The 25041-nt window shown below is 42.7% G+C and carries 25 protein-coding genes and 2 tRNA genes; 14 read left to right on the top strand and 13 right to left on the bottom strand.

The window, feature by feature from the left end; all coding sequences use genetic code 11:
* The first annotated feature begins 334 nt into the window (after positions 1-334).
* From ompR to A7P55_RS01060, 4 genes are all read left to right on the top strand, one after another.
* Complete coding sequence (gene ompR / locus A7P55_RS01045; protein WP_004657337.1) at positions 335-1099, top strand: two-component system response regulator OmpR; 765 nt, start codon at positions 335-337, stop codon at positions 1097-1099.
* Positions 1100-1116: 17 nt separating this feature from the next.
* Positions 1117-2571, top strand: coding sequence for an ATP-binding protein (locus A7P55_RS01050; RefSeq protein WP_171550764.1), 1455 nt, complete (start codon positions 1117-1119; stop codon positions 2569-2571).
* 302 nt (positions 2572-2873) lie between these two features.
* Complete coding sequence (locus tag A7P55_RS01055) at positions 2874-4388, top strand: acetyl-CoA hydrolase/transferase family protein (RefSeq protein ID WP_171550765.1); 1515 nt, start codon at positions 2874-2876, stop codon at positions 4386-4388.
* Positions 4389-4545: 157 nt separating this feature from the next.
* Positions 4546-5748, top strand: coding sequence for a hypothetical protein (locus A7P55_RS01060; RefSeq protein ID WP_171550766.1), 1203 nt, complete (start codon positions 4546-4548; stop codon positions 5746-5748).
* A gap of 30 nt (positions 5749-5778) precedes the next feature.
* Here the strand turns inward: A7P55_RS01060 and A7P55_RS01065 are convergent, their stop codons facing one another.
* The 6 genes from A7P55_RS01065 to A7P55_RS01090 all read right to left on the bottom strand — a co-directional run bounded on the left by A7P55_RS01065 (position 5779) and on the right by A7P55_RS01090 (position 8795).
* Positions 5779-6516 (bottom strand): class I SAM-dependent methyltransferase, encoded by a 738-nt coding sequence (locus A7P55_RS01065; RefSeq protein WP_171550767.1) that lies wholly within the window; start codon positions 6514-6516, stop codon positions 5779-5781.
* A gap of 79 nt (positions 6517-6595) precedes the next feature.
* Positions 6596-7318 carry a hypothetical protein gene (locus A7P55_RS01070; RefSeq protein ID WP_171550768.1) on the bottom strand — a complete coding sequence of 241 codons (723 nt, stop codon included), beginning with the start codon at positions 7316-7318 and terminating at the stop codon, positions 6596-6598.
* Between the two features lie 69 nt (positions 7319-7387).
* On the bottom strand, positions 7388-7840 hold the full coding sequence (locus tag A7P55_RS01075) for a hypothetical protein (RefSeq protein WP_171550769.1): 453 nt from the start codon (positions 7838-7840) through the stop codon (positions 7388-7390).
* A gap of 185 nt (positions 7841-8025) precedes the next feature.
* Positions 8026-8101, bottom strand: a tRNA-Phe gene (locus A7P55_RS01080).
* A 140-nt stretch (positions 8102-8241) separates the two neighbouring features.
* Positions 8242-8317, bottom strand: a tRNA-Phe gene (locus A7P55_RS01085).
* Positions 8318-8417: 100 nt separating this feature from the next.
* Positions 8418-8795: a GNAT family N-acetyltransferase gene (locus A7P55_RS01090; RefSeq protein ID WP_004657331.1), complete on the bottom strand. Its 378-nt coding sequence runs from the start codon at positions 8793-8795 to the stop codon at positions 8418-8420.
* Positions 8796-8899: 104 nt separating this feature from the next.
* Between A7P55_RS01090 and hisB the strand changes: the two genes are divergently transcribed.
* The 6 genes from hisB to A7P55_RS01120 all read left to right on the top strand — a co-directional run bounded on the left by hisB (position 8900) and on the right by A7P55_RS01120 (position 14042).
* Complete coding sequence (hisB, locus tag A7P55_RS01095; protein WP_171550770.1) at positions 8900-9493, top strand: imidazoleglycerol-phosphate dehydratase HisB; 594 nt, start codon at positions 8900-8902, stop codon at positions 9491-9493.
* On the top strand, positions 9493-10110 hold the full coding sequence (gene hisH / locus A7P55_RS01100; RefSeq protein WP_171550771.1) for an imidazole glycerol phosphate synthase subunit HisH: 618 nt from the start codon (positions 9493-9495) through the stop codon (positions 10108-10110). The genes hisB and hisH overlap by 1 nt, the downstream gene beginning before the upstream one ends.
* A gap of 153 nt (positions 10111-10263) precedes the next feature.
* Positions 10264-10800 (top strand): DUF805 domain-containing protein, encoded by a 537-nt coding sequence (locus A7P55_RS01105; protein WP_171550772.1) that lies wholly within the window; start codon positions 10264-10266, stop codon positions 10798-10800.
* Positions 10801-10890: 90 nt separating this feature from the next.
* Complete coding sequence (locus A7P55_RS01110) at positions 10891-11559, top strand: 3'-5' exonuclease (protein ID WP_171550773.1); 669 nt, start codon at positions 10891-10893, stop codon at positions 11557-11559.
* A 66-nt stretch (positions 11560-11625) separates the two neighbouring features.
* Positions 11626-12357 carry a 1-(5-phosphoribosyl)-5-[(5-phosphoribosylamino)methylideneamino]imidazole-4-carboxamide isomerase gene (hisA, locus tag A7P55_RS01115; protein WP_005317559.1) on the top strand — a complete coding sequence of 244 codons (732 nt, stop codon included), beginning with the start codon at positions 11626-11628 and terminating at the stop codon, positions 12355-12357.
* Between the two features lie 227 nt (positions 12358-12584).
* On the top strand, positions 12585-14042 hold the full coding sequence (locus A7P55_RS01120) for a SulP family inorganic anion transporter (RefSeq protein WP_171550774.1): 1458 nt from the start codon (positions 12585-12587) through the stop codon (positions 14040-14042).
* 64 nt (positions 14043-14106) lie between these two features.
* Here the strand turns inward: A7P55_RS01120 and A7P55_RS01125 are convergent, their stop codons facing one another.
* The gene (locus A7P55_RS01125) at positions 14107-14658 is read right to left on the bottom strand and encodes an XRE family transcriptional regulator (protein ID WP_171550775.1); all 552 of its coding nucleotides are present in this window, start codon (positions 14656-14658) and stop codon (positions 14107-14109) included.
* 95 nt (positions 14659-14753) lie between these two features.
* Between A7P55_RS01125 and A7P55_RS01130 the strand changes: the two genes are divergently transcribed.
* Positions 14754-15662, top strand: a complete 909-nt coding sequence (locus A7P55_RS01130; RefSeq protein WP_171550776.1) for a DMT family transporter — start codon at positions 14754-14756, stop codon at positions 15660-15662.
* Positions 15663-15720: 58 nt separating this feature from the next.
* Here A7P55_RS01130 and A7P55_RS01135 read toward each other — a convergent pair whose 3' ends face one another.
* Together A7P55_RS01135 and A7P55_RS01140 are read right to left on the bottom strand one after the other, a co-directional pair.
* Positions 15721-16980, bottom strand: coding sequence for a monooxygenase (locus A7P55_RS01135; RefSeq protein ID WP_171550777.1), 1260 nt, complete (start codon positions 16978-16980; stop codon positions 15721-15723).
* Between the two features lie 12 nt (positions 16981-16992).
* Complete coding sequence (locus A7P55_RS01140; protein WP_171550778.1) at positions 16993-18243, bottom strand: SfnB family sulfur acquisition oxidoreductase; 1251 nt, start codon at positions 18241-18243, stop codon at positions 16993-16995.
* Positions 18244-18596: 353 nt separating this feature from the next.
* On the opposite strand from A7P55_RS01140, the gene A7P55_RS01145 reads away from it, so the two are divergent.
* Positions 18597-19997 carry an LLM class flavin-dependent oxidoreductase gene (locus tag A7P55_RS01145; RefSeq protein ID WP_171550779.1) on the top strand — a complete coding sequence of 467 codons (1401 nt, stop codon included), beginning with the start codon at positions 18597-18599 and terminating at the stop codon, positions 19995-19997.
* A 29-nt stretch (positions 19998-20026) separates the two neighbouring features.
* Here the strand turns inward: A7P55_RS01145 and A7P55_RS01150 are convergent, their stop codons facing one another.
* From A7P55_RS01150 to A7P55_RS01160, 3 genes are read right to left on the bottom strand one after another with little or no spacing between them, the layout of a single operon-like run.
* Positions 20027-20422, bottom strand: coding sequence for a hypothetical protein (locus tag A7P55_RS01150; protein WP_171550780.1), 396 nt, complete (start codon positions 20420-20422; stop codon positions 20027-20029).
* Between the two features lie 22 nt (positions 20423-20444).
* Positions 20445-21062: a DUF1294 domain-containing protein gene (locus A7P55_RS01155; RefSeq protein ID WP_171550781.1), complete on the bottom strand. Its 618-nt coding sequence runs from the start codon at positions 21060-21062 to the stop codon at positions 20445-20447.
* Between the two features lie 9 nt (positions 21063-21071).
* Entirely contained in the window at positions 21072-22022 is a 951-nt protein-coding gene (locus A7P55_RS01160) for a homoserine kinase (RefSeq protein WP_171550782.1), read from the bottom strand.
* 101 nt (positions 22023-22123) lie between these two features.
* Here A7P55_RS01160 and hisF point away from each other — a divergent pair, with 101 nt between their 5' ends.
* Complete coding sequence (gene hisF / locus A7P55_RS01165; protein WP_016162352.1) at positions 22124-22882, top strand: imidazole glycerol phosphate synthase subunit HisF; 759 nt, start codon at positions 22124-22126, stop codon at positions 22880-22882.
* A 302-nt stretch (positions 22883-23184) separates the two neighbouring features.
* Here the strand turns inward: hisF and A7P55_RS01170 are convergent, their stop codons facing one another.
* A complete protein-coding gene (locus tag A7P55_RS01170) occupies positions 23185-23838 on the bottom strand; it encodes a sterol desaturase family protein (protein WP_171550783.1) in 654 nt (217 codons plus the stop codon).
* 115 nt (positions 23839-23953) lie between these two features.
* Here A7P55_RS01170 and A7P55_RS01175 point away from each other — a divergent pair, with 115 nt between their 5' ends.
* On the top strand, positions 23954-24961 hold the full coding sequence (locus A7P55_RS01175; protein WP_171550784.1) for an AraC family transcriptional regulator: 1008 nt from the start codon (positions 23954-23956) through the stop codon (positions 24959-24961).
* The last annotated feature ends 80 nt before the right edge of the window (positions 24962-25041 follow it).

Consider the following 25041-nt stretch of genomic DNA (forward strand, 5'->3'; position numbering starts at 1 on the left):
TTGATTCCACAAGGGTTAAGTCTAAAAGCACTGATTATAAAGTTCATGGCTATAAAATCCACCATTGTTTTTTTGAATATTGTGCAAGTAGTTTATGCAAATCGCTGAATGTTTCTAAAATACCAAGATTTTTTCGCCTAAATATTGAAAAATAGATTGATTGTCATCATTTTGCCTGTATATATTTGGTATCTATCTCTTGATTTTATTGGCAATATTTGTTGCTTTATAACATAGCCAAAACTGTGCAATGAATCGTATACTCAAAGGTCTATTGATATTTCACAATCGCATTGCATAAAGACGATGACAATAAACGATAAAGGAGCACATCATGAGTTTAGTTGTACCTGCCGAATCGACGGAAACTGTACACCATGAGACAGACCGGGTCGAACGCATCTTAGTGGTCGATGACGATGTGCGCTTGCGTACGCTGTTACAACGCTTTTTAGAAGACAAAGGCTTTGTGGTAAAAACTGCCCATGATGCAACTCAAATGGACCGTTTACTACAACGTGAATTGTTCTCGCTAATCGTGCTCGATTTTATGCTCCCTGTCGAAGATGGTTTAAGCATTTGCCGTCGCTTGCGCCAGTCCAATATCGATACCCCGATTATTATGCTGACAGCGCGTGGCAGTGACTCTGATCGTATCGCGGGTCTTGAAGCAGGCGCAGATGACTACTTACCAAAACCATTCAACCCAAATGAATTACTGGCACGTATCCGTGCAGTATTACGTCGTCAAGTCCGTGAAGTACCTGGTGCACCAAGCCAACAAGTTGAAGTGGTGAGCTTTGGTCCTTGGTCTTTGGATTTATCAACCCGTACTTTAACTCGTGAAGGTCAGGTGGTTACACTGACAACAGGTGAGTTTGCCGTTCTGAAGGCTCTGGTTCAACATCCACGTGAACCGTTAACGCGTGACAAACTGATGAATTTGGCACGTGGCCGTGAATGGGGTGCAATGGAACGTTCGATTGATGTCCAAGTCTCTCGTCTACGTCGTTTAATTGAAGATAACCCTGCCCGTGCCCGCTATATCCAAACGGTATGGGGTGTAGGCTACGTTTTTGTTCCAGATGGCGCTGAATAAGCTTGGGAAATTAAACGTTGAAACTTGAACCAATTGATCCACAAGAGTTTACGGACTTTTCGGCTTATTCCGAAAGACCACGAACCAAATGGGAACGTTTTTTAGATAAAATTAAACCGCGTTCCGCGGCCATGCGCACCACCATTCTGGTCCTGTTCATGGTGTTTTTTAGCCTGTTTATGTCTTTGTGGTTCTTTTGGCGTACACTTTATCTTCCTGAATTACAGCAACATGCCCGCTACCTCGCGATTGAATTGGAGCTGGTCAACAATCCGGATATCCGTATTCTGCATCGCGATAGCGAAGTAGATGTCGATACATGGTTAAAAAATCGTATCGGCATTGAATATGTGACTGACCCGAGAGAATTCCCCAAAGTTGAAGACAAATTCTTGGCGGAACTGTTCACCAATCAGATCGAATCTAAACTGGCAAAAGAGTTGGGTGTAGAAAACGTCACGGTTTATTTTAAATTTAAACCGATCCCACGCATCTGGATTCAAACGCCAGAAATGAACGGGAACTGGGTGAGAGAACCGTTAAAGACCTATACCAACTATAGTGTTGAACTGATTGCCGGCTGGTTGTTTGGTGTTCCAATTGTATCGTCCATTATTATCTTAATTTTGGTTCGACAAATGAACCGACCTTTGCGTCGCTTACAAAACACAGCCAATAATTATAGTAAAACAGGCAAAGCACCTTATCTCGATACCAATCACGGACCGCTTGAAATCCGTCAAGTGAACCAAGCTTTTAACCATATGGTATATACGCTTGAACAAACCGAACGTGATCGTCAGATTATGTTGGCGGGTATTTCCCATGATTTACGCACACCGTTGACGCGTATTCGTTTGACCGCAGAAATGCTCCCTGATGAGTTCTTCCGTGAAGGTTTGATCTACGATGTCGATGACATGGACGCGATTCTAAATCAGTTCATTTCCTACATGCGGGATGGCTCTGATGAAGAACTGACAGAAACCAACCTGAATACGCTGTTGCAAGAACTGGTGGTACAATTCAAACCGCTAGATATTCGTTTTGAAGCACAAGAGTTACCGATCATTCCAGCACGAAGCTTGTCTTTAAAACGCCTGATTGCCAATTTAATTAATAATGCCAAACGTTATGGCGCAGAACCGATTGAACTGTCTGCCAGCCATGTCGATGATCATATTATGATTACGGTTGCCGACCATGGTGAGGGCATTCCACCGGATCAAGTGGAAGAGTTAATGCAACCTTTTGTTCGTGGTAATTCGGCAAGAACGATTCAAGGCAGTGGTTTAGGCTTAGCAATTGTGAAACGTATTGTCGATATCCATCAAGGACAGATTAACATTCGTAACCGTGAGCAAGGTGGCTTGGAAGTCGTGATTTCCCTCCCCATTCCTCCAGCGCCCAATGACGAACCACAAAACAATACTATCGACAAAATAAAGCAAACCCTCACAGGGCATTTTTAAAGTGCCTCAATCAGCATCCGCTTATCATCTGTTAAAGACTCTTCGACTAAAGTCTTCACTCCAATCGATGCTGGATTGATGGCTTTCGTTCGGTTTCACACTGATTCAAACCCAAAAATCGCCCTTCCCTCATATTCCTTTCCTGTATAAATTCAAGCAAATATCACACAGAAAATAAGCAACTGAAAAGCAGATGAATAAAGCGTATGCAGCTGTATTAGACCTTAGCCTTATTTCAATTCACTTTTCATGTTTTAGCGCTAAACTCCATATCCAATGAAAAGCAATATTGAGAATGGATGATGTCTTTAAGTCGTATTCGTCTTGCAGCACTGCATGACAAAGTGATGAGTGCAGAGCAGGCAGCTCAGTTTATTAAAAATGATATGACGGTTGGTATGAGCGGTTTTACCCGTGCTGGTGAAGCGAAAGCAGTCCCACAAGCATTGGTTGAACAAGCCAAAAAAAATCCGTTAAAAATCACATTAATTACCGGTGCGAGTCTCGGCAACGACTTAGACAAACAATTGACAGAAGCAGGGGTTCTTGCCCGTCGTATGCCATTCCAAGTCGACAATACTTTGCGTCGCGCGATTAATAACGGCGAAGTGATGTTTATCGACCAACATTTGTCTGAAACCGTTGAACAGATGCGCAATCAGCAACTAAAACGTCCTGATGTTGCGGTGATCGAAGCGGTTGCCATTACCGAAGATGGTCATATCGTTCCAACCACTTCTGTCGGTAACTCAGCAAGTTTTGCGATTTTTGCAGAAAAAGTCATTGTCGAAATCAACACCTCGCTCAGCGAAAATTTCGAAGGCCTACACGATATTTATATCCCAACCTATCGCCCAACTCGCACGCCATTGCCGTTAACACAAGTGGATGACCGTATTGGTTCAACAGCGATTCCAATCGATCCAGCAAAAATCGTGGGTATCGTATTCAATGACACAGCAGATTCACCATCAACTGTGACTCCGCCTGATGCTGAAACTCAAGGCATTGCTAATCACCTGATTAAATTCTTCGAAAAAGAAGTCGCAGAAGGCCGTTTAGCGAAAAACTTAGGTCCATTACAGGCAGGTATTGGTTCAATTGCCAATGCGGTTTTAACAGGACTTAAAGATTCGAATTTCGAAGATTTAGTCATGTATTCAGAAGTACTGCAAGACTGTACTTTTGAACTGATTGATGCAGGCAAAATGAAGTTTGCTTCGGGTAGTTCAATCACCTTATCAGCACAGTGTGGCGAGCGCGTTTTCGGTAATCTTGAACACTACAAAGACAAATTGGTATTACGTCCACAGGAGATCTCTAATCATCCAGAGATCGTGCGTCGTTTAGGGATTATCGGTATCAATACTGCGCTTGAGTTTGATATTTACGGTAACGTGAATTCAACCCACGTTTGCGGTACCAAGATGATGAACGGTATCGGTGGTTCAGGTGACTTTGCGCGTAATGCACACTTAGCGATCTTTGTGACTAAATCCATTGCCAAAGGTGGTGATATCTCATCAATCGTACCAATGGTCAGCCATGTCGATCATAACGAACATGATGTTGATATTTTAGTGACTGAAGTCGGTCTTGCTGATCTTCGTGGCTTAGCACCACGTGAACGTGCCCGTGTGATTATCGACAACTGCGTACATCCACTTTATCAAGGTGCACTTAACGATTACTTTGATCGTGCATGCGAACGTGGCGGCCATACCCCACACATTCTCCGTGAAGCCTTATCTTGGCATGCCAATTTTGAAGAAACAGGTCATATGTTAGCACCTGCAGCTGTGGCGAAGTCTGCTTAACGCTCATATTATTTTTATGGACGTACCTTCTCCGGTAAGTCAAAAAGGTCTTTGCATCACACAAAGACCTTTTTTATTGCCTAAATATCAAGCCATCTTGTTATTTTAATTCAAATTATAGAAAATCGATCATCCAATAAAAATCAAACCGAATACAATGAAAAAAATTACGCTATGGTTATTCCTTATATCACTCATTCTGATCAGCCTTGTAACATTCACAACCTTAATCAAAAGCCCCCATACAAGCCCTTATTTCATCACAATTTCAAGTAATCAATTACAAGAACGGGTAGACTTAGCTCCCGATCAACTTTGGTTTGATATGATTGCCAAAGGCAATGATCCTATCTCGAGTATCTCTTTTGAACTCAAAAATAAAAATATTACAGGTTGGATTGATCTAAATCTAAACTCAAATGTTGCCATTTTTCAACGGCTCGACGTTCAACAAGACCACGTTCCTTGGTCTGTTTATACGACCTCTACTTCAGAGAAAGCGATTGGAAGCTATCAAATTGATCAGCAAACATCACAGCAAAACTTAAACCTTCAATTTCACAATGCTCCTATTCGTTATCACCTTGAGCATTCAGAACAACAAATCGTACAACTCTCTGGTCAACTACAATTTAAGCTCCCTTCACACTGGCCTGTTTTAAAATCCAAGCGTTTTCCTCAACTCCCCATACAAGGACAATTTATTTTCGATCAACAACCTTATCAGCTGATTCGTATCAATAGCACCGTTTCTCAGCACTCTGCTCCTAATGACCCGATTTCTTATCAATTCAGCTTAAAAAATCAAAATCAATCACTTGATTTCACTTTTCAACAAGACAGCATATCTTCTCAACCACTGGTACACATCACCACCCACGATCAACTGTATCAACTGAAATCTCCAATCCCCCAAAATCTTTGGCGCGAAGATGATAAAAATATCGTGATTCATGCCCAAAAGCTCTTGCTTCAAGCCAAGTCTGGACAAACTAAATCATTAAATATCAATTTTGTTATTCCTAAAAATTACGCTTATCTAAGCATAAATCATCAAGATGCAAAGCTCATTCCTGCCAACTCTGAGTTACTGGCTGAAGCTAGAAATGAACAAAAGATTTACCAACTCAGCTTTGTACAACAACATCAGCTACTTACACTCGAGCTCATTGAAGAAATACAGGGCAATTTCAGTTTAAAATTCATTACGGAAGATGGAGAACAATACTTTTGTGGTAATGCCTCAACAGCCTGCCCAGGTTTAACCATTGAGCCAAGCAAACAAACTTTTTTATTTAATCAAGTTAAAGTAGGGTCGCATCTGTTGAATGGAAGTCTTTTTATCGCAGGCGTGTTATAGCGGCATGTTCCGACATGCTTTTTTATTTTCCTATTCTGATGCAGCTAAGCGCCCGACTCTCAGCAAAATTGGAAAGCTAATCCCAATCGGCTGCTGTATCTGTAAAATATCTTGTAAGCTTGCCAAAGGACTGACATGCAACTGATCTTGATAATGCTTTACTGCAGACCAAGTATTAAGATAGTCCCACAACTGCGGCCCTGTCCAACCTAACTCGATCTGAAATTGCGGCATCGCGATTTCTTCAAAGGGAAATGGAATCGTTTGGTAATGCTCATCAATATAACGTCGCTCTGCATCCCAAAAGCCCTTTAAAGTCTGATGATAGAGCTGATCGATTCGCTGATTTAAATCGGTATCATCTAACTGAATTAAGCCATAACCAATGACGGCAAAAAGACCATCTGGCTTTAATGTTCGTTTTACTTCTGCATAAAATTTTTCAAAATCAAACCAGTGAATCGCTTGGGCAACGGTAATTAAATCAAAAGACAGATCTGCAAATGAGGGCTGCTCTGCGGCTTGCTGTAAGTACTCTACATTGGGTAATGCTAGGGCCTGATCGAGTTGATTTTGACTGAGATCAGTTGCAACCACATGCTGAAAATAGGGAGCGATCAGTTGAGTCAACTGTCCCGAACCAGCCCCGCAATCCCATGCACAGGCAAAGCCATCGAGTTGCTCTATTAAGCAGTTTACTAACGTTTGTGGATACGTTGGCCGCGCCTGTTGATAAAGTTCACTGTGTTCAGAAAATAAGTCTTTCATGCGGGTTTATTCTTAGTTTTTGACATCCCTCCAACATAACAAACTTTTTGACTTAGAATTGTTCAGTAAAAGTTCGATCTTATAGAACTTGTACAATTCGGTAGCTGGCCTGTGCAATTGGTGTGAGCTGATCACGCATCTGATAGACTTTGACATCATATGTTCCCGCTTGCCATCCATTCGATGGTGTTGTGCTGACCCAATTTTGAGTAACATTTTGAGTGACTCGACGCGGTGTAAATAACAGCACTTCCCCTGTATCTCGATTGAGCCAACGAATAAAGATTTGCTCATCCGTGGGTGATTGACCCATCGTATCGAAATGAGCAAAGACCTCTTGAAACTGATGCACTTGACGAAGATCTTCTGAAAGCTGTGGCATTACAGGCGTTAAGGCGAGTACCAGCCTACCAGACAAAGCTTGCTCATCATTTTTTGAGCTCAATTCTTCTAAAGCACGTTGAGCAAATATTTTCTTATTCTGAATCATTGAAAAGTCTTGTTTCGGAAAAGCCTTTTTCAAATAATCACCCACCTGCTGCTCAGATGCCATTTCGATGATTTTAGCAATCTGCTGATGTTGCTGCTCAGAGAGTGTATTTAAATGTTCCGTATTTGCAGTAAAGCCCGGCGACGTCAAAATTGCCACATCTTGTCGATGATTTATTGTGGCTGCATCAGGTTTTACTGTTTTCGTTATTTCTGGCGCGGTAGAGGGTGGCATCACCTGCTTGTAATCAGCAACCAAATACCCCAACCCAAATCCAAGCATTAAAAAAAGTAAATAAAGCCACTTTTCCACAATATCTTCTTCCAAAAATAAAGGTGACAAAGCCACCTTTAATCTTATCCATCCCTTAGGCTTAGGGCTTTAATTACAGCTGAGCAAAGTCCCATTAATCTCTAAGCTACCATTCTTGGTTGTAAATGCCCCACCTTCACTCAGCACTTTTTGTTGAGTAAAACCAGTCCCTGTTAGCATTCTCAGTGTTGTTGTTCCTTGACACACATTGGTAAAAATATTTACACCGATCTTCGCAATACAGCCATCTGCCGTCACTTTTACAACATTATTGTTACCGAGTGCACATTGAGCCGTAATTACAGTTGTTGGGGTATTCGATGATTCACACGCAGAGCAGTTATTATTATTTTCGCATGCATTTGCAGCGGAGTCTGATTTACAAGTATAGGTCACGCCATTTTTAATAATTGTTTTAGAATAAGAGGAATTCGTACTGATATTACCATCCCCTCCACCTCCGCAAGCACTGAGTAAAATACAAAGTAACGAGGCAAACCCTAATTTCATGTTATTTAACATCGTAAAACCCTTATCTTTCTATTAATAATTTAATGTATTTAAAAGTCTTATTTTTTGACTTTATATTTAATGATTTACATCTAAGTGCAAACGCACAAATCTTAGCTTAAAGTGCCGAGATGAATCAAATCATTTGAACAAACAATAAAAAAAACCCCAAACTTTTGTTTGAGGCTTTTTGAATATGGTGGCGAGACCCAGGATCGAACTGGGGACACACGGATTTTCAATCCGTTGCTCTACCTACTGAGCTATCACGCCAATGGGGTGTATTAAGCCGTATCTCAGACCAATAGTCAATAATTATCATGAGCTTTTGATTTGAATGCACATTTTTCAGGCAATCATTTTTAGGGTAAAAAAAATCCCTGATGGGATCAGGGATTGAAAATACAAATTTATGGTGGCGAGACCCAGGATCGAACTGGGGACACACGGATTTTCAATCCGTTGCTCTACCTACTGAGCTATCACGCCAAAGTGGGCGTATTAAACAATGTTTGTCTAAGCCCGTCAAGCAAATTTGTGGATTTTTCTCTTAAACGCTTAATTTTGCTGCAAAGCAGTAAACTCAAGCTTAAATTTTGCCAAGATGTGATAAACAGCGATGGATTGCCCCACAACCCGGTTCAAACTGTTTAACCCCTTGCTCTTCTTCCATCCGGCACACCTCTTCAACCAAGCGTTCTGCAACCCCACGCCCGCGATTGGCTGGATGTACCACAATATATTCCAAAACACGGCTTTCACCTTGTCCTGTTGCCCAAATTGCACCTATAATTTTGGTGTTAAATTCAGCAGTGTAAACTGTGGTATATTGCTGGAGATTTTGTTCAAGTTGTTCCATTGCATCTTGCCCATCGCCAAACTCTGGGCTGGTATCGTAAAGTCGCTCTAGCTGAGTACGAATTCCTAGATTATCCAGAGAACTGTAAGCATGTACGGTAATAGGCATTGATTAACCCTCCTGAGCAAACTATGATGCTGTCACTTTTTCGTCACAGCGAAACTATTGGTTTTTAATTCAATCATTTTTGACGTTTTTTGAGGAACGTGTCCATGACGCAACGTATCAGTGAAGTGGTAAGAAATACCAACGAAACAAAAATTCGAGTTCGTCTCAATCTCGATGGTACTGGTCAAGGCACACTCAACACTGGAGTTCCATTTTTAGACCATATGATTGATCAAATCAAGCGCCATGGTCTATTTGATATCGACATTCATTGCGATGGTGACTTAGAAATTGATGACCATCACACCGTCGAAGACTGTGGAATCACCTTGGGGCAAGCGTTTGCGCAAGCTTTAGGTGATAAAAAGGGCTTACGTCGTTATGGGCATTTTTATGCACCATTAGATGAAGCACTGTCTCGTGTTGTGGTTGATCTTTCTGGTCGTCCGGGCTTATTTATGGATATTCCATATACACGTGCCCGCATCGGAAGCTTTGATGTCGATTTATTCTCAGAGTTCTTCCAAGGTTTTGTCAATCATGCCCTGATGACATTACATATTGATAACCTGAAAGGCAAAAATAGCCACCATCAGATCGAAAGTGTGTTTAAAGCACTGGCTCGTGCATTGCGTATGGCCTGTGAAATTGATCCACGTGCAGAAAACACCATCGCTTCGACCAAAGGTAGTTTGTAATGACCCGTATTGCTTTACTTGATTATGGCATGGGCAATCTACACTCTGCAGCGAAAGCGCTAGAGCATGTCGGTGCAACGGTTGATGTCACCAATGACCCAAAACTGATTGCCAAAGCAGATAAAATTGTTTTCCCAGGTGTCGGTGCCATGCGTGACTGCATGCAGGGCATGCATGAAGCTGGGATTGATGACGTGGTACGTCAGGCTGCTTTCAACAAACCTGTGCTTGCGATTTGTGTCGGCATGCAAGCGCTACTACAAAGTTCGGAAGAAAATGGCGGTGTGGCTGCATTGGGTATTTTTGACGGTGTTGTGAAACACTTTCCTGAAATCCCAAATTTAAAAGTACCGCATATGGGCTGGAACCAAGTGCAGCAACTTGATCCAAGTCATCCGATGTGGAACAACATTGAGCAAGATGCGCGCTTCTATTTTGTGCACAGCTATTATGTCGAACCAAAAGATACCGCAGTCACTGCGGCAACCTGTGATTACGGCGTGAATTTTTGCACCGCGATTCACAAAGACAATTTATTTGCCACGCAGTTCCATCCTGAAAAAAGTCATACCGCTGGTCTACGGCTGTTAAAGAACTTTGTGGAATGGAAGATTTAAGCCTACTTCATGCAGATCAAGTTTTTCGTTATCACTTGATCTGCAACGCATAAAATAATTTAAGCTTTAATTTTGCAATTTTTTCTTTATTATTCTAAACGATACATTTTTCAATTTTTACAATCCCATAAAAACACTTAGATAGGAATAACAATGAATTTATCTACTCAAAGCGTGGATCACCCACTGAGTCCCAAAGGCCGTTTTGGTCGACTTTCCTATGCCGCTTGGACATTTTTAAGTTCAATCGTCGCAGTGATTCTCATTTTTGTCTTGGCATTTACAGCTGTACTATCCACTGGAACAAATGTCGAGCAACCACAAAATTATCCGATCCTTGCAATTATATTGTTTCTCGTTGTCTATATTGCTCTTCTCTATTTTTCGTTTGTATTTACCATTCGTCGTTTACATGATCGGAATCAAAGTGGCTGGTTATCCTTGCTGATGCTTGTACCTGTAGTTAATTTATTTTTTTTAATTTATTTATTTTGCGCGAAAGGAAGTGAGGCAAGTAATAACTTCGGTCCTGTCCGGGCAACATCAGCTTGGGAAAAAGTATTAGGTTGGATTTATATCATCATCATCCCCCTTGCTTTTATTTTCGGCATCATTGCTGCGATCTCTGCCCCTGCTTATCAAGATTATGAACAAAGAAGTCAGCAAATCCAAATGGACCAACAGAATTAATCCGCTACGATAAATTAAAAGCCAAGTTTCGACTTGGCTTTTTTATTGTGACAAAACCCTTTAAGCTCAATTAAACGCTTTGAGCTTTTAATGCAAATGGATACGCCTCAATACCCTTCCCCTTTAAGCAAAGAACAAATCCGCGCATTGCCTGTATTTCAGAATCTAAGCACAGATCGTATCTTGGTGATCCAAACGCTTGATCAATGTCAGATAATTCAAGCTGAACTCGCTTCTATTCAAGTTTTTGGTTTCGACACCGAATCTAAACCGACCTTCAAAGTTGGAGAAAAATCAACGGGGCCTCACCTGATCCAGCTGGCAACAGCAAACCAAGCTTATCTGTTCCAAGTCAGTCCTGAAATTTTAGCCTTCCTCAAACCGATTCTCGAAAATGAACAACAACTCAAAGTTGGTTTTGGACTAAAAAATGATGCGCATATCTTTCGTGCTAAAGATATTCAGCCCAATGCAATGATTGATCTATCCAAGAGTTTTGCAAGTTTTGGTTATCGCAGCCAGGTCGGTACTCAAACGGCAATCGCTCTTCTATTCCAACGTTATTTTGCCAAAAGTAAAAAGGTCAGCACTTCAAACTGGTCCGTTAAAAATCTCAGCCCGCAACAAATCAATTATGCTGCCGCAGATGCCTATGCCGCCTTGCTCTGCTTCGAGCAACTGTATCAGCAACAATTACTCACAACCCAATTATTGCAACAAATCAGGAGAATACTACAAGGTTTAGCAGACAAGGCTTAGCGATTGATCAATATTTTGCTAATATGTAGCCAATTTAAACTCTACGATGATGCAAGGAGCGAAAGCATGCTAATCATCCCAGCAATTGACCTGAAAGATGGTAAATGTGTCCGTTTAAAACAAGGACGTATGGAAGACGATACCGTTTTCTCTGAAGACCCTGTGGCAACTGCACAACATTGGGTGGATGAAGGCGCACGTCGTTTACATTTAGTCGATTTAAATGGTGCTTTCGCAGGTACGCCAATTCATAAACCCGTGGTTGAAGCGATTGCGCGTGCACAACCTGAACTTCCAATTCAAATTGGCGGTGGTATCCGTTCACTTGAAACCATCGAACACTATTTGGAAGCTGGCGTTTCTTTTGTGATTATCGGTACCAAAGCCGTGAAAGAACCTGAGTTTGTTGACCAAGCATGTAAACGCTTCGCAGGTCATATCATTGTCGGTATTGATGCAATCAATGGCATGGTGGCAACCGATGGTTGGGCCAATGTGACTGATGTAAAAGCGACTGACCTTGCTAAACGTTTTGCCGATGCTGGCGTATCGAGTATTGTGTATACCGATATTGCACGTGATGGCATGATGCAAGGTGTGAACGTTGAGCAGACCGTGAACTTGGCCAACTATTCAGGTCTGCCTGTGATTGCTTCTGGCGGGGTCACCAATTTGGATGATGTACGCAATCTAAAAGACAAAAAAGGAATTTTGGGTGCGATTACAGGTCGAGCCATCTATGAAGGTACTTTAAGTCTTCGTGAAGCACAATTATTGCTAGACCAGCAATCACTCTAATCGTTTCAGGCTCTAGTTATTGTAACAATCACTAGAGCTTTATCCCCTTGGGTGCTATGCTAGCACCAGTTCAAATAAAGCCCCTCTCTCCTTACATGATGCTTACGCCACCTTAAGTTTTACATTTCCTATGTATTAACTCATCACTGTCTAGTGATGTGGTGTAGTTGTGTGTCCGTATATCACATCACTAGCCTTTAAAAATTCCTAAAAAATAGGCTATTTCTATGTTTTCCAATATTCGAGCGCAATGGTTCTCCAATATCCGTGCGGATATTTTGGCTGGACTGGTTGTCGGTTTAGCACTGATCCCAGAAGCCATCGCCTTCTCTATTATTGCAGGGGTCGATCCTAAAGTCGGTTTATATGCTTCATTCTGTATTGCGGTGGTGATTGCCTTCGTTGGTGGTCGTCCTGCCATGATTTCAGCAGCAACAGGTGCAATGGCCTTGGTTATGGCCAGCTTGGTCAAGGAGCATGGCTTACAATATCTGCTGGCTGCCACCTTGCTCACGGGTGTATTACAAATTATCGCGGGCTATCTAAAGCTAGCGAAACTCATGCGTTTCGTGTCCAAATCTGTGGTGATTGGATTCGTCAACGCATTGGCGATTTTGATCTTTATGGCGCAACTGCCTGAACTGGTCAATGTCACCTGGCAGGTCTATGCCTTGGTGTTACTGGGCCTGATCATTATCTATGTATTTCCACTGATTCCCAAGGTTGGAAAATTATTACCCTCGCCTCTGGTCTGCATCATCACAGTGACTTTACTCGCCCTCTACTTCGGCATTGATATTCGTACGGTAGGAGACATGGGGTCATTACCCGATACACTTCCTGTATTCTTGATTCCTGATATTCCCTTCAATGTTGAAACCTTAAAAATCATCTTTCCCTATGCTGTTGCTTTAGCAGCAGTCGGTTTGCTTGAGTCGATGATGACGGCGACGATTATTGATGAAATGACCGATACTCCAAGCGATAAATTTCAAGAATGTAAGGGTCAAGGTATCGCCAATATCGCTTCTGGTTTTATGGGCGGCATGGCAGGCTGTGCCATGATTGGACAATCGATGATTAATGTAAAATCAGGTGGCTTGACCCGTTTATCGACCTTCTCGGCAGGGATTTTCCTTCTCATCTTAGTCGTATTTATCAGCGACTGGTTAAAGGTGATTCCCATGGCCGCTTTGGTTGCTGTGATGATCATGGTCTCGATCAGTACCTTTGAATGGAAATCTATTCGCAGTTTTAACAACAATCCAATCAGCAGCAATATCGTGATGCTTGCAACAGTGGTTGTAGTGGTTGCGACCCATAATTTGGCCTTGGGCGTGCTTACAGGCGTGTTACTGTCTGCTTTATTCCTTGCCAATAAATTAGAACAAGATATTCGAGTTGAGCGATATTTTGAAAATCAGGCACGCGTTTATGATCTGAAAGGACAGATTTTCTTTAGTTCTTCAGAAAAATTTATGCAAAGTTTTGATTTCAATGAGGACGTGAATGAAGTCATTATTGATTTAAGCCATTCACATATTTGGGATGTCACCTCAGTGGCGATGATCGACAGTGTGGTGCATAAATTCCAGCGCAAAGGCGTGCATGTCAGTGTGCGAGGTCTCAACGAGGCAAGTTCAATCATGATTGATAAGTATGGGACGCATCAAAGCTCAAGCTAAGTTTGAAAAATAGCCATAAATGCCAAAAGTGCTTAAGCAATCCAACTTAAGCACTTTTTTAGACTTAATAAATCACGTTTCGGATAAAGCGAACGGTGCTACTTCCTTGATTGAGATAACGATAATTGACAGAGCTTTCAAATAAAATCGACTCGCCAGCCTGAAGCACTCGATTTTCATGTTCAAACGAAATCGTCAATTCGCCCTCCACCACATAAATCAACTCTTGCCAGCCTGTTTGATCTGGCTCAGCCTGATACACCTCACCCACAGCCAAAGACCATGTCCATAATTCGACTTGTGTTTGGGTCGGTACTGCAGCCAATAGCGTGGCCTGACTTTCAACCTGTTGACCTTGCCACGCCAAGGTATTGACGATGGCAGATTCACTCAGCTCAGATGGGCTGACCAGCTTTTTAAAATCGACCGTTAAAGCCGTTGCAATCGCATCCAGCTTGGCCAAACTAATATTGACCTGTCCTGTTTCCAAAGCAGCAATGGTACGGCGACTGACACCGGCCCGATCTGCCAAATCTTGCTGGCTGAGCTGACGTTCAGTACGAAACAGACGGATATTCTGTCCCACATCTTGCAATACCGTCTCTGAATGACTCATGCATTCCTACAATGAAAATAAAAATCTGCGCAATATATTGCACAAGACCAACAAGCAATGCAATATGTGCAGTATATTGCACTTTACTCATGAGGATGGCTGCGTTGACCGCTTTATCTCAATCTCCTAAAACCGCACAATTCGCGCTTATTTTTATTACCATGATTTGGGGTGGCACCTTTTTGGCGGTGCAATATGCCCTGAATTTTAGTAGTCCGATGTTTTTTGTCGGCTGTCGTTTTGCAGTCGCGGCTTTGGCGATCTTTTTAATCTCGATCAAATCCATGCGCGGCTTAACCCTAAAAGAGGGCTTGGCAGGTACAGCCATCGGGATTGTGATTGCAATTGGTTATGGCACTCAAACCATCGGCCTACAAAGTATTCTGAGTAGCGAATCCGCCTTTCTAACCGCACTTTATGTCCCTCTCGTCCCCATTCTGATGTGGGTGATCTTTCAAAAGATGCCCTCAATGATGACTTGGGTCGGTACAGCACTGGCCTTTACTGGGCTGGTCTTGTTAACAGGTAATGGCTTTGCCAGTATTAATTTCAGTTATGGGCAAACACTGACCTTGATCTGTGCTTTTGTCATCGCTTTAGAAATTATCCTGATTGGTTACTTTGCCGGAAAAGTGAATCTAAGACGGGTCACGGTGATTCAACTGGCCGTCGCTTCATTCTTATCTTTTGCCAGTATGCCCTTGGTGGGTGAACACAGTATTCCTGATTTTTCATGGGGATTGCTGATTATTGCAGTGGCGCTCGGCTTAGCTAGTGCTTTGATTCAGTTTGTAATGAACTGGGCACAACGCATGGTTGATCCAACCCGTGCAGCGATTATTTATGCAGGGGAACCCGTTTGGGCAGGGCTGATCGGCCGTATTGCGGGAGAGCGTTTACCCTTATTGGCTTTGTTTGGAGGAATGTTGGTGGTGCTTGGCGTTTTAGTCAGCGAATTAAAATTTAAATTCTTTGCGAAGAAACCACTGCCAGAAAATAAATAAATATCGGAAAGCGCACCACAGTTTTTCTTTCAATAAAACCTGTGGTGCGCTGAAAGCACTAAGCTGTAATTTCTTTTTGCTTCGCGGCAACAGGACTATTGCCAATCTGCCAAACATAAGGCAAAGGTGCCTGATTGACTTCCCAATCACCAATCACTTTCTGTTTATAGACCAACGGATTGTGTGATGCAACCACACGAGCATTACGCCAAAAACGGTCTAACTGTTTGTCAGTGCTACTGGCCGATGCACCCAAGGCATTAAACAACTCGGTACTCAGATTCAAGACCAACTCCGCAATCACCACTTGCCCCTGTGCCGACACCAATTCAGCCTGCTCATTGGCCTCTAGCTCAGCTTGTTCATCATTTTGAAAATGTTGTAAATACGCAACATCCAAAGCTTCCGCAGTACTTAATGCAATGCTTTGCGCTGCATAAGCCTGTGCAGAGGCTTTGCCAATCACTTGCAGGATTTGTGCATCTTCACGTACCAGACTGGCATTGCCATGACTATAGATTCGGGTTCGCTGACGCACTTCCTGCTTAAAGGTTTCTACTGCACTTTGCGCAATACCCGCCAGAGTGGCTAGATGAACCACCTGATAAAATGCGGTTTGGTATTTAAAGCGGTTTTCAAACACCAGAATATGATCTCGGTCAATCTCCACATTGTTTAAGGTTAAGGTTCCGCTGCCCGTGGTTTTTTGCCCAAAGCCATCCCAGTCATCCACAATATCAATGCCTTCTGCTTGCGTGGATACCGCCGCAATCACATGCTGATGAGTGGTCTCATCCAAAGCGAACAGGTCAATCCAATCTGCAAAAATCGTACCTGTAGAATAATATTTCTGACCATTGATACGGAGTTTTCCATCCTGCGCTGCCGTGACACGGGTCGCCACATCGCCGATTTCAACTTGACCAATTTCTGTCCATGCATTACCGACAATCTCTCCACGGACAAAGCGTTCAAACCATAAGGTCTGGGGTTCAGTTTTTTGGGCATTTAAACGGTCTTCGACAAAGGCAAAATGCCCGCGTAATGCCTGCACCACATTGGAATCTGCCTGAGCAAGTTCAATTAATAACTGAAATAACTGCTTTTGTGAAACACCATCACCACCAAAAGCCACAGGCACCCGTACCGCACCAAAGCCTGCCTGTTTTAACCATTGAATCGGTTCATAAGGCAAGGTTCGGTTTTTTTCCCGTGCTACAGCACCTTCTGCAATTCGTTGGAAAATCGGACGGAACTTCGCTGCCACCTGTTCATAATGTGCACCCAAGGCAAGATTTTGATTCGTTTGACTGGTCATAATACTACCCTCTTAGCTCCACGCATGACGTGGCAGTGCCACACCATTCAAATAATAATTTCCCACCAGATTGTATTTCCAACGCACGGGATCATGCAGGGTATGCGTGCGTGCATTACGCCAGTGCCGATCTAGATTCAATTCAGATAAGGTGGAACGGGTACCCGACAACTCAAATAACTTATTAGCAGCCAGTAGTGCGATTTCAGTAGTCAACACTTTCGATTCAGCTGTGAGCAAAGTTGCTTCTGTTACGCTGTCTTCGGTTGGATTGGCCAAAGCACGATCAATCGCCTCACCTGCCAAAGCTAAAACTGCCTCTGCGGCACGCAATTTAATTTTCAATTCGCCAATATTACTAATGGTATAAGGGTCTTGGCTGGCATGTTCCAAACCGGAATCAATCCAAGGACGGGCATGCTCACGCACATAACGGATGGTCTCCTCAATGGCCCCACGTGCAATCCCTGCATCAACAGCGGATTGAATAATTTGTGAAATTGCACCTGCTGCGGTTGGACGTTCAAATGCCAGATGAATCGGCACCACATATTTTAAATCGACTCGCACATGATCCAGTTGCACGCTACCACTGGCGGTAGTACGCTGACCAAAACTGCTCCAGTCATTCACAATGGTCAAACCAGGTGTATGTTGCGGCACTAATGCTGCAAATACTTTGCCATCGTCACTGACGGCAACCACAGGAATCCAATGTGCCAATAATGCGCCTGTGGCAAAGAATTTCTGACCACTAATTAGCGCATAATCCTCTTTAAATTCAATTTTGGTGGTCAAGTCCGCGACGGTTTTCGAGTTTTTTTCAGAGAATGCATTGCCTAAACGCTTGCCTTGCAGCACTTGATCGAAGAAGAACTGCTGCTGTTCAAGTGAAGCATCTAAGCGGATATGTTCTAGAAAGGCCCAATGATTTTGTGCAATTTGCCCTAAAGATGAATCTGCACTGGAAATAATGGTCACCACCTCAGCAAGGGTTTTATAACTCACCCCTGCACCCCCGAACTGTTTCGGAATATTGATCCCCCACAGACCCGAGGCAGAATATTGCTGGATTTCTTGCAAGGGTAACTTGCGCTCATGATCACGCTTTGCTGCCTCTTTGGCAAAAGCAGCCGCTAGGCGATGCGCCACAGCAATGGCTTCTTGATCTGAAGCAATCACATGTGCTGGCGCATTATTCAAGTAAAAATCTTGCGTAATACTCTGTGCATCTTCCAGTTTTATTTCTATTTTTGAGGTCATTATAAATACTCATTTTCCAGTTATAAAAATAAACTAGCACTATTTTTATTGCCTATTTATAAGTTAAATTTAGAACCTAATCTTTTTATTTAAAATAAAACCACCCACCCAATGATTTTTGAATAGTCATTTAAAATCAAATAAAAAGCACGTTTATAGTATTGATTTCCACCTCAACACACGCACGCCTAGAAAATAAAATAACTTTTTGAATTTCATTAAAAAAGAATAATAAAAAGCGAAAACAGATACGCTATTCAATAGATTCATGATAAACATTGATTTTTTTATGATTAATAAATTAGATATCTTTTCATTAATATTTATTAAAAGCTTTCATTTAGTAAAGAGTAATGAGCAAGAAAATTAGATTTAATGCCTTTGAAATGAACTGTATTGCGCATCAATCGCCGGGATTGTGGCGTCACCCTCAGGATCGCTCGACTGAATATAAAGACCTCGAATATTGGACCGATTTGGCCAAAATCTTAGAGCGTGGCAAGTTTGATGGGGTTTTTATTGCCGATGTTTTAGGCATTTATGATGTTTATCATCAATCGGCTCAACATGCGCTCACAGGTGCCGTACAAGTTCCCGTGAATGATCCTTTGCAGATTGTGCCAGCCATGGCGGCAGTGACCCAACATCTAGGTTTCGGTCTCACTACGTCCATTTCTTTTGAACACCCTTACCCTTTTGCACGGCGCATGAGTACCTTGGATCATTTGACCAAAGGCCGCATTGGTTGGAACATCGTCACCTCATACTTGGAAAGTGGCTCAAAAAATTTAGGCCTTAAAACTCAAGTCAGTCATGATCAACGCTATGATATTGCTGACGAATATCTCGAAGTTCTCTACAAGCTTTGGGAAGGTTCTTGGGAACAAGATGCAGTGCTGCGTGACAAAGAACGCGGTATTTTTGCGGATCATCGCAAAGTCCATCCGATCAATCATCAAGGTCAGTATTTTAGCGTTCCCGGCATTCATATCTGCGAACCATCACCGCAACGTACCCCTGTACTCTATCAAGCAGGCGCATCTAGTCGCGGCCAGATATTTGCCAGTCAAAATGCTGAATGTGTATTTATTTCAGCACCGACCAAAGCAGCCGTGAAAAAACTGGTACAAGGCATTCGCTCGAACCTAATTGAACAAGGTAAAGATCCTCATTCGATTTTGATCTACACCATGCTGTCGATTGTGGTGGATGAAAGCGATGCAAAAGCCCAAGCAAAATTTAAAGACTATCAAAGCTACTCCAGCTATCACGGCGGACTCACTTTGGCATCAGGTTGGTCAGGAGTCGACTTTTCACAATTCCATGCAGAAGACAAAGTTGAATATATTCATACCGATGCGATTCAATCGATGCTGGATTCTTATGTCAAAGCCGATCCGAATCGAATCTGGACCATTGAAGAGATTGCCAAATTTATTAGTATCGGTGGCAATGGCCCAATCTTGGTGGGCTCAGCTGCAACTGTGGCTGATCAACTCCAAGCATGGACGGAAGAAACCGATATTGACGGCTTTAACTTGGCCTATATTTTGGCGCATCAGACTTTTGAGGATGTGGTGGAGTATTTAGTACCTGAACTACAGCAGCGTGGCGTGTATGCAACGGAATATACCGAAGGGACATTGCGTGAGAAACTGTTTGGGCGAGGTCCGTTACTGACCGAGCAGCATCGTGGGGCAAGCTATCGCTATCATGCAACAGCGAAAACCAACAACAATAGAGAACTCGCTTAGGTTCACAACCCAGCGAGTTCTGGCCGACCTTAGTCTTGATACATCGGTTTATTGTCATTTAAGGCAATCAAACCTCGGATGGCACGATACACGATCCACACCCATGCCCCAAAAATCACCGCAAAGGCAAAGGTGGTTGCTGAAACTGCAACACCTGCAAAGGCCGTTCCGTTATCACTGGTAAAAAACAGGAACGAGAATGGAATAAAGGCAATAATATTCCAAGCCAAATACCACCAGAAGGTGCGGATTTGCCAAGTAAAGTGACTTTCAAAAATCGAGCCTTGGACATCACTGCGTTTGACATAGTTGATGATCAAGGCAATGATTGCCAATAGACCACCAGTAAAAATCGCAATGATATAAAGTACATACAGTACCAAAGTCAAAGTACGATTTGGATCTTGATCAATGGAATAATTCATTTTTATTTATCTCCAAACTCCGTCAATAGAACACATTGAGCGGAGAAATTAGCCAACATATCAACAATATATGGAAGACTATGGTACAGAAATAAATCTTACCAAACGGTTGTTTTTGTGTTTTATGTCTCAGTTTTTGCTGCGCAAGCCAACCACCACACCATCCCCCCAAAGAATCTACGATATGCAAAGTTTGCTCAGGAATACGTCGATTGCCCAATTGTGCCGCCTCTTTATCTTGGGCATACAGCCAATAACTCAATACATTCATCAAGCTGACAAATAATAAGGTATACGGTGGTAGCAATTTACTAAAGCCCGCGATCAGCATAAAAACAATATAAATCACAATGCCAATCTGCATCGCAGACCAGCGTTTCGACGCTGTAGGCTGACTCGGACGAGCACGATGCTCAATCACCTGCGATGCTTTCAAATACGTCGCCTGTTGAGCGCGATAACGACCGCGCTCATCCAGAATCACCACATATTCCAAGGCACAGCCGACCAAGGGTCGCGGCCCGGTGCGAGCAAAGTCTTTGATATGGATAAAGACACGATCTTTTGCTGTGTCATTGGGTTGGATAAAGCCATAGCCTTTATCATCAAACCACTCAACTAAACGACCTTGATCTCGCATGTCTGTTTCCTAAGCTGTGATTCGTTGTAAACGGTCTTGTAACATCATGCGCATTTCCAGCGGATCTTTTTGCAAAATATCATCCCCAGTACGCCCGTGCTCGGCATTTTTCTGCGCCACTTGTAAGCGCATACTCCAAAAACGGCATGCTGCCATTGCCAAGAAGATATTTAAACAGGCCAATTCATCAACGGTCAGCTGACGAATGCTTTGATAAGCTGCAAGAAAGGCATCGGCCTTGGCTTGATCTAAATGCACTAGTGGATAGGCGGTACAGAAGTCATTGATACTAATCGCAATATCAAATAACCATTCATCTTGATTCAATTCATAAAAATCAAGAATACCCTGTAGTTGATCGCCTTCAAACAAAGTGTTATCTCTGAATAAATCTGAATGAATAAAGCCCGTCGGACGGTCTGGATGCTGCTGGGTAATTGCCGCAAACTGCTGGAACACCTGAGCCAATAATGCCTGATCTTGCGCATTCATTTGTGGCTTAAGTTGTTCAGCAACATCTGACCAATATTGATGATTACGATTAAAATCACGTTCCAAAGGAAAGCCTTGTAAGGCCAAATGCAATTTTGCTTGTGCTTGCGCAATCGCCTGAATTTGGATAATGCTGGCATCTTCAGGATGCTCACCCATTAAGCGCGGCGCAATTTGTGCAGGTTTATCTGCAATAGTATGAATGGCCTGCCCACTATGCTTTAAAGGCACTGCCACAGGTACACCTGCCTCACCCAAACAATCCAGTACAGGCACCAGTTCACCTGCACCTTCAGCATCTAACTCTTCAAAAACCGTTAAAACATAGTGTTTCTGTGATTGATCCACCAAAAAATAATTGGTGTTTTGAATACCGCCTTGGATTGGAATCAGGTCAATCACCGCTAAACCATAAGGCTCAGCAAAGGCTTGAACTTCTTCTAAACTCAACGGGGTATAAACCGACATGGAAAACCTGCAAAAAATAGCTGTGAAGTTTGATAGAATACCTGTTCCCTCCATGAAGGTGTAGCACCCCTTTCTTTATTGGCGATTTTTTGGAAAATTTTATGCTCGCAAAACGTATTATCCCTTGCTTAGATGTTGATAATGGTCGAGTCGTCAAAGGCGTTCAATTCCTTGATATTCGTGACGCAGGTGACCCTGTTGAAGTCGCCCGTCGTTATAACGAACAAGGTGCCGATGAAATTACCTTTTTAGATATTACTGCTACCCATCATGGACGCGACACCACTTATCGTACTGTAGAACGCATGGCAGAAAGCGTTTTTGTACCCTTAACTGTGGGTGGTGGTGTCCGTAAAGTTGAAGATATCCGTTTATTGTTGAATGCAGGTGCCGATAAAGTCAGCATCAACTCGGCTGCCGTGTTTACTCCTGAGTTTGTCCAAGAAGCCTCACAACGCTTTGGCGCACAATGTATCGTGGTCGCGATTGATGCGAAAAAAACTGGCGAGAACAAGTGGGAAATTTTTACCCACGGCGGTCGTAAGCCAACAGGCATCGATGCGATTGAATGGGCAGTGAAAATGGCTGACTACGGCGCTGGTGAGTTACTGATTACCAGTATGGATGCTGATGGTACCAAAGCAGGTTATGACATTGCCTTGATGCGTCAAATTAATGATCGCGTCAATATCCCGACCATCGCTTCGGGTGGCGTAGGTAACTTACAACATTTGGCCGATGGTATCTTAAAAGGTGGCGCAGATGCAGTACTGGCTGCTTCTATTTTCCACTTTGGTCAACATACCATTCCAGAAGCAAAACAATATCTTGCCGCACAAGGCATTGAAATGCGTCTTTAATCAGATAAGCCATAAAAAACCTCTCAAGCGAGAGGTTTTTTTATTTAAAAATAGCTGCATGCAGATAAAAAAATACCTTGCTGAGCAAGGTATGGAAACTGCGTTATACAACGCTAGAGGGTAAGCACAATATCATCATTTCGAACAAATTCTGAGCATTTAAAATGCTTGAGCTAAATTAGCGAGAAAATGAGTAAAGATATTGACATTAAAAGCCAATTTTATTGACAATTCACGACAAAACCTCAGGCTTGATGTCATGATCTGTCAATAAAAAGCTTACTCTCCAAAATCTATGCAGTTTAAGCCACCGATTCTTGTTTTGCTTCTGCCTCAGTGTGCTGTGCAGGCGATGCCACCAATTTTGGTTTCTGCTCGACCCATTTCACCGGAAATACCGCTTCCACTGCTTGAGTCAAAACTTTAGACAAGGCTGCCGGTAATGCAATACCTAAAGGATTGGCTTCTTTGAGATCCGCAGAAGAGACTACTCGGGTCCCCATGACATAATCAAACCATGGACGCGTTACACACCAGTTGGCGTCTTGGTTCGAATTCATATGATGATCATAATGCCAAGGAATGGTTTTTCTGGCCCAATCAGGCTCTAAATGTGCACGACGATGCACATAATAATAGTTACCCGCACTATATAGTGCCGCCAAAGACATGCCTTTTGAGATTGGGTAAAACGCCACACTAGCAACCCCTGCAACGACAGCCAATGACATGATTTCGTTGCGGGTACGCCAATGCTCCACGCCCTCAACATAGCAATCATCTGAAAATTCCTGCTTACGCACTTCCCGATGGTGTGCCCAGTGTGATTCCATGCTTTTCGGCACAGGGCTATAACGTGGCTGCCCCGGACGATGTACCCCATGCAAAATGTATTTATGTGCAAACCATTCAAATGCATTTGCAACCGCTAAACCTGCGATAAAACCCTTAATCATGGTTTTCTCCAAATGTTTCCTTATTTTTATTCAAGATATAAATTTTTGTAGGCGAAGTATTGACGATGCGATATATTTATATTGACAAAACACGACAAGATAAGAGGTGGACAGGATGTCTCAACTCAAGAACTATACCGGCTCAGTTTTTGGCGGTTTGGGGCATTTATTAAAAGCCTACTGCGAGGCAAAAAATATTGAAATTCCTGAACAATTGCAAAAAATTCAAAATCAGGAACGCTTTGATTATGTGATTTGGCGTGACTTACTTGAAGACCTGAATCAACTCCATCCCAAAATTGGTTTAGGCCTTGAAATCGCAGAATATGTGCAACCCAAACATCTTGGCATTATCGCCTATCTGGCCTTGTCCTGTGAAAATCTAGGTGAAGCACTATCACGCTATCAAGACTTTCACCGCCTGATTTATGATGGCAGTCCTTTAGTGGTTGAATTTAATCCCCCCTATGCATCGATTCGTTGGGAAGCCCCCGAGCCACACCCGACCCAATTGACCGATGAAATCGCGATTGCCTTGATGGTGCAATTTCTTAAGCTGTTTATGTCAGGTGATAGTATTCACCTACATGAAGTACATTTCGTGAATGCAGCACCGAAAAATATCAGCATTTATGAACAATACTTTCATTGTAAAGTACGTTTTGAACAAGCCAAGACTCAACTCCTGATCCCTGTCAGTGAGGCCTTTAAACCCCTACGCACCGGCGATCATACGCTGCAACAGTTGTTGTTGCAGCAAGCCCACGCCTTGCTGGATCAATTACCCAATTCGACTCAACTGGATCAACGCCTACAACATGCGATTTTGACCGGACTGCAAAAGAACCAATATCAGATCGATTTTATCGCTGAAAAACTGGGTCTTTCCGTGCGTCAATTACAGCGCCATTTACAACAACAAGACACTACTTTTCAAGAACGGGTACAGCAAGTCCGTTTTATGCTGGCGACCGAATATTTAAAGGACCCTCATCTGAGTTTGCAAGAAATTGCGCTACTGCTCTGTTATTCTGAACAAAGTGCTTTTCAGCGTGCCTTTAAGATCTGGACGGAACAAACCCCGCAACAATGGCGGAATAACAACACAACTTACAGTTCTTAATAAAAAATACTGAAGAACTAACGGTTTCACAACAGATCAGTTTCATTGCACGTTTTATATAAGAGCCTATATACCTATGT

The organism is Acinetobacter sp. Ac_5812, assembly GCF_013072695.1.
Lineage (GTDB): Bacteria > Pseudomonadota > Gammaproteobacteria > Pseudomonadales > Moraxellaceae > Acinetobacter.